The organism is Tangfeifania sp., assembly GCF_055108615.1.
Window position 1 is genome coordinate 1 of record NZ_JBSQIC010000114.1, and the last position, 9461, is coordinate 9461.

Consider the following 9461-nt stretch of genomic DNA (forward strand, 5'->3'; position numbering starts at 1 on the left):
AGGGAAATCATTGTCATCGACGATAAAATTGCCCCCTGGGTTTACAGTCCGCCCAGTGATATAATAACCGACTGCACCGTACCGGAACCATACAGGGATTATACTGATTTCTGGGAGGATGGCGGTTATGTTGAAGATAATTGCAATATTTTTACCATGGAGCATATCGGCGACAGCGAATCGACAGGAGACGGATGTCCGATGACCATTACACGTACTTATCGTTTTACCGACAATTGCGGCAATTTCACTGACTTCGAACAGAAAATAACTGTCAACGACACCATCCCACCGGATATTACCTGTCCGCGAGATGTTGCGTTTGATGCCGGAGCAAGTGAGCTTGAAGCGCTTACCGGCCTGGCCTATTCCGCTTCGGCGCAACAGGTAAACCTGGCAGATACCACGGCGCTTGGTATTACGGCATCCGACAACTGCGAAGTGGTAGCGATTACCTACGAGGATGAAGTAGCAGGAAGTTGTCCCACCACAGTTACCCGAACCTTTACGGTTTACGATGGCTGCGGAAATACCGCTACGTGCACCCAAACCATTGAACTGTACGGAGAGGATACTCCGCTGTTCGAAGCTCTTGGCCCGTTCTGCCAGAACAGTGTACCGGAAGCATTGCCGGCTACTTCGCTAAACAACATCACCGGCGCCTGGAATCCGGCAACCATTGAAACAGCTAACGCAGGTATATTTACCTACACCTTTACACCCGATCCCGGGCAGTGTGCGGTGGAAACCACGCTGGAAGTTGAAATCCTGGAAACCATCACGCCCGACCTGGCGCCTATCGGCCCGATTTGCCAGTACGCTGAACCACCTACATTGCCGGATACAAGCCTCAACGGCGTGTTTGGCAGCTGGACTCCTGCTACCGTCGATACCGGTGAACCCGGTAGTTTTGAGTATGTCTTTAAACCTGATGGTTCCTTCATCTGTGCCGACAGTTTTGTGATGACCATCCAAATCGACACGGTGATTATTCCACAGTTCGATCCTATTGGCCCGCTTTGCCAGAATGATGCACCACCCGCTTTGCCGGAAGCCAATTTCAACGGCACAACCGGCACCTGGGTTCCCTATGTAATCCGGACCGACTCGGTGGGCGTGTTCGATTATGTATTTATTCCGGATACAGGCTACAATTGCGCGTTTACCGATACCCTGCAGATTGAAGTGAAACCCTGGATCAAACCGGAATTCGACCCGGTTGGCCCGATTTGCGTTGGGGATATCCCGCCGGCACTGCCCGACTCAAGCAACAATGGCATTTCCGGTACATGGAGGCTTAACGGTATTCCAACCGACACTATCCGCACCGACGAAGCAGGCCTGTTACTCTACCAATTTATTCCGGTTGAAGGGTACGATTGTATTGAACCGCTGAACCTCCCGGTAACTATTATTGAGAATACCCCGCCGGTGGCTGAGGAAGACAGCGTATTTACATTGCAGGATGAACAGGTGACAATCGATATTCTTGAAAATGACTTCGATCCAAACGGAGAAATTGACGACACAACCGTAACATTGCTGCAGGTTCCAACACACGGCACGGCAGAGATAAATCCGGCAACCGGCGTTGTTTCCTACACTCCGGAATTTGGATACTTCGGAATGGATACCTTGTACTATTCAGTTTGCGACGATGGCGAACCTTGCGGTGTGCTTTGCGACAGCGCAAGGGTCATCATTGAAATTGGCGAGCCCAACAATCCGCCGGTGGCTGTAACCGATTCCTTCTCGGTAATGTGCTTCCCGCTTACGGGTAACCTGCTCGATAACGATTACGACCCGGACAACGACGAACTGACCATGAGCTTATGGCCGGTACAAGAACCCGAACATGGCATTGTGGACCTCCACCCCGACGGCACCTTTGTATATATGCCCGACGAAGGTTACATGGGGCCCGACAGCTTTATTTACCGGGTTTGCGATAACGGAATACCGGTAATGTGCGACGAAGCACAGGTTTGGATTTATGTGCTGCCCGACGCGGATTGCGACGGCGTTCCGGATTACGAAGAAAACGTGGATACAAAATGCACAATGATGATTCCGGAAGGATTCTCACCCAACGGCGACGGGGTCCACGACTTCTTCCAGGTTTATTGTATTGACAAATACCCCGATGCCGTTATGCGCATATTCGACCGAGCGGGCAATAAACTCTTCGAAAAACAACATTACGGTAACCTGGATTACTGGGGATCTGACCAGGAAGCCTGGTGGTGGGGCAAAACCCAAAACAAATGGGTACTTGGCCGTGGTAACTTACCGGCAGGCAACTACCTGTACGTGATAGAGCTGGGCAATGGCGAAGTACGAACCGGAACGGTTATGATTGCCTATTAAAAGGAAAATTCAATTTTCCACAACCGTTACAGTCGCGACCTTTTTGTGAAAGACAAGAAATATTGGGAAATCATGCCCGGCAAGAAGTCGGAACAGAAGGTCAGGGAAAAGGTCAGGATATATTTGGACAGTCATGGACACAGCCCGGCAAAAGCAATTGCCGATGGTCTTAATGTAATAATCAGGGGATGGCTGTTAGCTTTGTACTCTACTCTACCGGGAAAATCCACTGTTGAATAAATTACAATTTACTGCAGCATAAATTTTACGGTAACGCCGATGGTTTTTCCTCTATATTCTGGAATTTCAATTTTTGGAAGCTGACGAATGATTCGTTCAACTTCATTTTTTAATACAGAATTTTCCGTATCGATTAAATTATTTTTGATAATAACGTCATCTTTATTTTTGTAACCTACTACCACTACTTCGTCCAGAATGTTTTGTTGTAACAACAACCACCCCGTTTTTACCTTTTTCACCGTAGTGCTTTGTACCTGATTCGCCTTTCAAAACATCGATACTTTTTATATCGTCGGGATTTATGTCATCCAGGTTACCCTGAAATTCTTCTCCGTCAAGAACATAAAGTAGTTTTGGAGCCGACAGATTTTGAGTTGCCCGGCTCACTTTTACAGGGGCTTCTTTCAAAACAAAATCGACGGGAACCGTGTAGGTTACATCAACCGGTTTTCCATCTTGTCTGCCTGGTTTCCAGTCGGGCATTGAATTTACCACCCTAACTGCCTCTTTATCCATAGGTGGGTGAACACCACGTGCAATTCTGGCATCGGTTACTTTACCTTCTTTGGTAATTTTGAATGTGACATATACGCGCCCGTGAATCCCGCTTTCCTTTGCACTTTCAGGATAATTTATACTGTTGTCGATATATTGTTTTAAAGCATCTTCTCCACCCGGAAATTCGGGCATCTCATCGGGATTTTTGATTTCTTCCTTTGGTAAAGGCCGGACATTTTGGGCATTGTCATTCAAATAATCGTAGGATTTTGATTTTGTAGTTATCAAAATTACCCCGTTTTTGCCTTTGCTCCCATAAAGTGCAGTGGCCGAAACATCTTTTAGCACGCTTATACTTTCAATGTCATCGGGTGGGAGCTGATTGATGTTTTCTGTTGGTTTTCCGTCAACTATATACAATGGCTCAGTGGAAGTATCAATTTTCCCTGAGCTGGGAGGAAGTCCGGATATGCTTCTATTGAAGTCTGTTTTTGTTTCATTTTTAGTTATTTGGGGTTTGTTTGCCGGCGAAACTCCGGTTTCACTTACCAAATGTTTTTGACTGGCAGGGCTGAAAGTCAGTTCTTTCCAGGCCGTGCCTGCTTTCCCCGTCAGTTTAATCAGGTCATCCACCTTTTCAATTTCAAATAAAAATCCGGAGTCATCAGCTGAATTGCCGGTTCCTGCAGAGGTCATTCCCAATTGGTTGATTGCAACCGGTTTTTGGTTGTTTGCTGAGAATGTCAGTTTTGTAAAAGCACATCCTTCCAGTCCGTGAAGAATAAACTGGTTATCCTTAAATTCAATTGAAAGCAGGAATTTATTGGGTTCTGTTTCAGCATCAGAACCAGTTTGGTCTTTTATTGAAGAAGTGACAGAAGCCATCGGGTTATTTTCAGGCAAAACGTTTTCAGATTCAGGAGTTTGGCTCTGAATGACTTCCGTTTTTACCTCGCGGTTCGAAAGTCCCATAACGAGAACGGCGAGCAGTGGAAGAACGATGATTTGTTTCAGCGGGGCAAATTTGTTTTCAGTTTTCTTTTTCATCATGATTATGCGGTTTTTTAGTTGCGATCCGTTTAACGCGGTTAAAAATGGTGCCACGCCTTTTTTGTCGGCCAAAGCCACCATCGCCAGTTGGTACGTTTTCGGATCGTCGGTTTTTACAATTTTATCGTCGGTTTTGTATTCCAGGTTGTTTTTCACGGCATCTTTCAGCAGCCATGCAAACGGATTGAACCATTGCAAAAGGAAAAGAATTTCGGTAAGCAGAATATCCAGCGTGTGTTTTTCTTTTACGTGAATGTTTTCGTGGGCCACAATCATTTCAAGGTTGGGGCTGTTCAACGTTTTTTCGGACAGCACAATTTTGTTGAAAAATGAAAACGGATGAACATCTTTTTTAGTAATATGCACCCGGCTGCCAAAAAGATTTTCTACGCGGCTTTTTTGCACCATTCGGATGGCATGGATATGCCCGGCCAGCAAGTGAAACACAAACCCGGATATTCCGAGCAAATACAATCCAAACAAATAGTGCGGCCACAGCGAAGGTGATTCAGAATACGTTTCAGTTGCAACAGAAGCCTGATTCAGAAAGGCAAAACTGTTTGTATCTGTTGCCGGTGCTACGATGTATTTTACGGTAGTAAACGTGATGAGCGGAATGATAAAACTCAGCGCCAGTGAAACCGGCAGGTAAATGCGGTTAAACACAAACTGTTTCCGGTTTTGAAAAAGCGCCAGGTAGGTGAGGTAAAACGCCCCGGCTGCCAGGGCTGATTTCCCGATATAGATGAGGTAACTTTCCATCACTTTTCGTCTTTAATCATTTTTACCAGCTCTTCCAGCTCCTCGGGCGAAAGGCCTTTTTCTTTTACAAAAAACGCCACGGCACTTTTATACGAATTGTCGAAGTAGTCGCTCACCACCTGATTCATGAACGAGCGGCGGTACTCTTCTTTCGTGAGCAGCGGGTAGTATTGGTAGGTATTTCCGTACTGGTTGTAACCTACAATTCCTTTGTCCTGCAGCAGCCGCACCAGCGACGAGATGGTGTTGTAGTGCGGCTTCGGGGCATCGTATTCTTCAATAATGTCTTTTACGAATGCTTTTTTCAGCCGCCAGAGGATTTTCATTACCTCTTCTTCTTTTCGTGTAAGTTTTTTCATTCTTTCAGACTTTAGATTTTTAGACACAAGTATCAAGACTTTTTAATTTGTCATTCCGACGAAGAATGAGGAGGAATCTCATCAATATAAACAGATTTCTCATCCGCCAGCCGGCGGATTTGAAATAACAGTCGTCGAATTGACAAAACAAACATACAACTGGTTTTTCAGTTTTGCAACTATTTTTTCAGTTTTCAAACTGATTTTTCAGTTGCATTGTAGTTAAAGCACTGGTGGTATGGAAGTTGAATGAGTTATTTTTTTTCTGAATCGATAGCCTCGTTTAAAAAGACATTTGCTTTATGCAGTTCGCGGTAAGCTTTTACTGCTTCACCAATAAAGTCACCGTTGATTAAAATTTCATTGTTCAAACGAGCCGAAAAGGCAAATGATTTATAGCGCAGCAGATGAATAAGCGGGTGATCCTTGGCAAAATATTTCGGGGCAGTTTTCAGTTGGTGGTCCATCATTTCGGGGAAGATGGCCTTAAAATCCGGGTTGTTTTCTGAAAGGCCCTGAAGAAATTGCAGCACTTGTTCCATACTTTTTCTTATTTAAGTTACTTTTATGGCAAAGTAACCAATTTTAAAGAAACAGTGTTGCAGATGAAAAAGTTTGTCCTTATTGTTGCCGGCGGGCGGGGGAGCCGGATGAAACAGACTGTGCCGAAACAGTTTGCCGAAATTGCAGGTAAACCAATATTGATGCACACATTCGACGCTTTTTTGAAGTACGACGAGGAGATGGACTTTCTTCTTGTTTTACCTGAAACTGATATCCCGGTCTGGAAAAAATTGTGCAAGAAACATAACTTAGGCCTGCAACACTCCCTGGTGGCAGGAGGCGAAACACGTTTTCGATCGGTAAAAAACGGGCTGGCCGAAATCGGGGAAGAGGGAATTGTTTTTATCCACGATGGAGTGCGGCCTTTTGTATCGGCGCAAACCATTGAAAATTGTTATAAGATGGCTTCGGAAAAAAGGAATGCACTTCCGGTTATTCCGGTCTCGGAGTCGGTGCGGGAAGTTTTGAACGGGAAAAACCGGGCTGTTGATCGCAGTAATTATTTTATGGTTCAGACTCCGCAAACTTTCAGGGTTTCGGCCATTAAAAATGCCTATAATCAGAGCTATTCCGAAAAATTTACCGACGATGCCTCGGTTTTGGAGAGCAGTGGTGAAACAATTAACCTGGTGGAGGGAAACCGTGAAAACATAAAAATTACCTGGCCGGCAGATTTAAAAATTGCCCGGGCATTGATCAATTCATGAGCGTTTAACAGCTGCCTGTTTAACCTCCGTTAAAAAGAGAAGTTAAAAAATTGGCTAAACCAGCGAATCTCCTTTTTGTATGCGCACATCGGTGACGAACTGTTTAATCTGCTGCTCGTCTTCCTTCCGGCAAATCATCAGCGTGTCGTTCGATTCGGCAACAATGTACCCGTCCAATCCCTGTAAAACAGCTACTTTTTCGTTGCTCAGATTAATAATGCAATTGCTGGTGCCGTACGTTAAAACGTTTTCTCCGTTAATCACATTTCCCTCTTTGTCCTTTTCTTTATTATCGTAGAGCGAGCTCCAGGTCCCCAGGTCGCTCCAGCCAAAATCGGACGTGAGCACAAAAACGTTGGCCGCTTTTTCCATAATTCCGTAGTCGATGGAAATGCCCTGGCATTCAGAGTAGGTTTTATTGATAAAATGTACCTCGTCTTCGGTGTTGTAAAGCTTCAGGCCTTTGGCAAAAAGTTTGGAAATGTCGGACAGGTAGGTATCGAAGGCTGCGAGTATGGAAGGCAGCGACCAGATAAAAATACCTGAATTCCAAAAAAATTCGCCACTTTCTAAAAAAATGCGGGCCATTTCACTGTCGGGTTTTTCAGTAAACGTTTTCACTTTGTGGAGGTTATCCAGATTGTTGAAATTCACTTTCTTTTTTACCTGAATGTAACCGTACCCGGTTTCGGGCCTGCTGGGTTTTATGCCAAGTGTGAGCAACGCATCGCGATTTTTTACAAATTCCAGCCCGTTCTTTACCTGCCTGATAAATTCTTCTTCTTTCATTATCAGGTGATCCGACGGGGCAACTATTAAATTGGCCTGTGGGGTGCTGGTTTTTACTTTATAGGCAGCGTAGGCAATGCATGGCGCTGTGTTTCTGCGCAGGGGTTCAAGCAAAACCTGGTTTTCATTCAGCTCGGGGAGCTGTTCCAGAACCAAATCTTTGTAACTTACGCTGGTAACAACCAGGAAATTTTCAGCAGGGATAATTGAAGAATAGCGATCATAGGTTTGCTGGATGAGTGTTCGTCCGGTTCCTAAAATATCTAAAAACTGTTTTGGTTTTGAACTTCTGCTAAGAGGCCAGAACCGGCTACCAACACCGCCAGCCATTATTATACAAAAATTATTTTCCATCAATTATTTTATTCTTTTGTGCGTAAAAATATGAATTTAAAAAGAATCTTTAAGAAATACGGTGGATTTTAAAAGAAGTTACCCAACTATTTCGGTTCTCATTATTTTGATTCAGCCATTAATGTTGTAATTTTATCCGCAATCTGAAACAGATTCAGCTACCTTGAAATGATTATGCAAATGAAGTTTTTTTTTCATGTAGGACAGTATTTTACACTTCTGAAAAAAGTTTTCGGACGGCCCGAAAAACTGAGGTTGTATGTCCGGCAGCTTTTTCATGAAATCGACACGCTCGGGGTAAATTCGGTGTGGATTGTAATTATTATTTCAATTTTTATCGGGGGGATTATGACCATTCAGTTTGCTTACAGCATGTCAAATCCCATTTACCCGACTACCCTTGTTGGACTGGGGACACGTGATACGCTTATTCTGGAATTTTCCTCCACCATACTGGCACTTATTATGGCCGGGAAAATCGGGTCGAACATTACTTCAGAAATAGGAACAATGCGTGTAACCGAGCAAATTGATTCGCTCGAAATAATGGGAGTGAACTCAGCCAGCTATTTGATTCTGCCCAAAATTGTGGCCGTGGTGTTTATTTTCCCATTTCTGTTTATTATCAGTGTTTTTTTTGGTTTACTCGGCGGACTGGTTACCGGGCCCATTGCGGGTGTAATTTCTATTCATGATTATATTGAAGGTATCCAATGGCTTTTTTACCCGTATTACGTTACTTTTTCGCTTATAAAATCAGTTGTTTTCGGTTTCCTGGTGTCTTCGGTACCTGCCTATTTTGGCTATTACGTGAAAGGTGGCTCACTGGAAGTGGGCAAAGCCAGTACTACTGCGGTAGTTAATACGAATATTCTGATTCTGTTTTTCGATTTAATCTTAACACGGCTATTACTGACATGATTGAAGTTAAAAATATTCATAAATCATTTGACGGAACTGAAGTACTGAAAAATATTTCGAACCGTTTTGAGCAGGGAAAAACAAACCTGATAATCGGGCGAAGTGGCTCAGGGAAAACGGTTTTGCTGAAGTCAATCCTGGGATTGTACGATATTGACCAGGGCGAAATATGGTACGACGACAGGGATATTGTAAAAATGCACCGCAAGGAACGCAAAAAATTGCGCCGCGAAATCGGGATGGTTTTTCAGGGAGGTGCACTTTTCGACAGCCTTTCGGTTGAAGCTAATATCAGGTTTCCGCTCGATATGTTTACCCACCAATCGCCGGCAGAAAAAAAGAAACGGGTTGAATTCTGCCTCGAACATGTGAATATTGAAAAAAATGCGTTTAAGCTCTTTCCCAGCGAAATAAGCGGCGGAATGCAAAAACGCGTGGCCATTGCACGTGCCATTGCACTTAATCCGAAATACCTGTTTTGCGATGAGCCCAACTCGGGCCTCGACCCGGAAACCGCAACCATTATTGACCAGCTGATACAACACCTTACCCGTGAATTTGAAATGACAACCATTATCAATACACACGATATGAATTCGGTTATTGAAATTGGCGAATCGGTTCTTTTTATTGCCAAAGGCGAGGTGGCCTGGACAGGCTCGAACAAAGAAATACTGGAAACCAGGAACAAAAAGTTAAACGATTTTATTTTTGCCAATAAGTTGTATGCACAATTGCGCGAAGAAAAAACAGCAATTCAGGGAGAATTTTTGGGTTAATAGAAACATTTATTAGTTAACAAGTTACAAAACTTGCAGGAAAATATTTTTCGCACTATTTTAGCAAT

The 9461-nt window shown here is 44.0% G+C and carries 9 protein-coding genes; 4 read left to right on the top strand and 5 right to left on the bottom strand.

Features of this window, described 5'->3' with window-relative positions:
- Positions 1 to 2367 (top strand): Ig-like domain-containing protein (locus ACTCNA_RS16555; RefSeq protein WP_462949049.1); only part of this gene is annotated, 2367 nt, incomplete at its 5' end.
- A gap of 248 nt (positions 2368 to 2615) precedes the next feature.
- Here ACTCNA_RS16555 and ACTCNA_RS16560 read toward each other — a convergent pair.
- From ACTCNA_RS16560 to ACTCNA_RS16575, 4 genes are all read right to left on the bottom strand, one after another.
- Positions 2616 to 2849: a hypothetical protein gene (locus tag ACTCNA_RS16560; RefSeq protein WP_462949057.1), complete on the bottom strand. Its 234-nt coding sequence runs from the start codon at positions 2847 to 2849 to the stop codon at positions 2616 to 2618.
- Positions 2770 to 4920 carry a TonB family protein gene (locus tag ACTCNA_RS16565; protein WP_462949050.1) on the bottom strand — a complete coding sequence of 717 codons (2151 nt, stop codon included), beginning with the start codon at positions 4918 to 4920 and terminating at the stop codon, positions 2770 to 2772. Before ACTCNA_RS16565 ends, ACTCNA_RS16560 begins: the two co-directional genes overlap by 80 nt.
- Positions 4920 to 5279 carry a BlaI/MecI/CopY family transcriptional regulator gene (locus tag ACTCNA_RS16570; protein ID WP_462949051.1) on the bottom strand — a complete coding sequence of 120 codons (360 nt, stop codon included), beginning with the start codon at positions 5277 to 5279 and terminating at the stop codon, positions 4920 to 4922. Before ACTCNA_RS16570 ends, ACTCNA_RS16565 begins: the two co-directional genes overlap by 1 nt.
- 254 nt (positions 5280 to 5533) lie before the next feature.
- Positions 5534 to 5821: a DUF2461 family protein gene (locus ACTCNA_RS16575; protein WP_462949052.1), complete on the bottom strand. Its 288-nt coding sequence runs from the start codon at positions 5819 to 5821 to the stop codon at positions 5534 to 5536.
- 63 nt (positions 5822 to 5884) lie between these two features.
- On the opposite strand from ACTCNA_RS16575, the gene ACTCNA_RS16580 reads away from it, so the two are divergent.
- Positions 5885 to 6550: a 2-C-methyl-D-erythritol 4-phosphate cytidylyltransferase gene (locus ACTCNA_RS16580; protein WP_462949053.1), complete on the top strand. Its 666-nt coding sequence runs from the start codon at positions 5885 to 5887 to the stop codon at positions 6548 to 6550.
- Positions 6551 to 6604: 54 nt separating this feature from the next.
- Here the strand turns inward: ACTCNA_RS16580 and ACTCNA_RS16585 are convergent, their stop codons facing one another.
- Complete coding sequence (locus ACTCNA_RS16585; RefSeq protein ID WP_462949054.1) at positions 6605 to 7693, bottom strand: mannose-1-phosphate guanylyltransferase; 1089 nt, start codon at positions 7691 to 7693, stop codon at positions 6605 to 6607.
- A gap of 180 nt (positions 7694 to 7873) precedes the next feature.
- On the opposite strand from ACTCNA_RS16585, the gene ACTCNA_RS16590 reads away from it, so the two are divergent.
- Together ACTCNA_RS16590 and ACTCNA_RS16595 are read left to right on the top strand one after the other, a co-directional pair.
- A complete protein-coding gene (locus ACTCNA_RS16590; RefSeq protein ID WP_462949055.1) occupies positions 7874 to 8614 on the top strand; it encodes an MlaE family ABC transporter permease in 741 nt (246 codons plus the stop codon).
- Positions 8611 to 9393 (top strand): ABC transporter ATP-binding protein, encoded by a 783-nt coding sequence (locus ACTCNA_RS16595; protein WP_462949056.1) that lies wholly within the window; start codon positions 8611 to 8613, stop codon positions 9391 to 9393. Before ACTCNA_RS16590 ends, ACTCNA_RS16595 begins: the two co-directional genes overlap by 4 nt.
- Positions 9394 to 9461 lie beyond the last annotated feature (68 nt).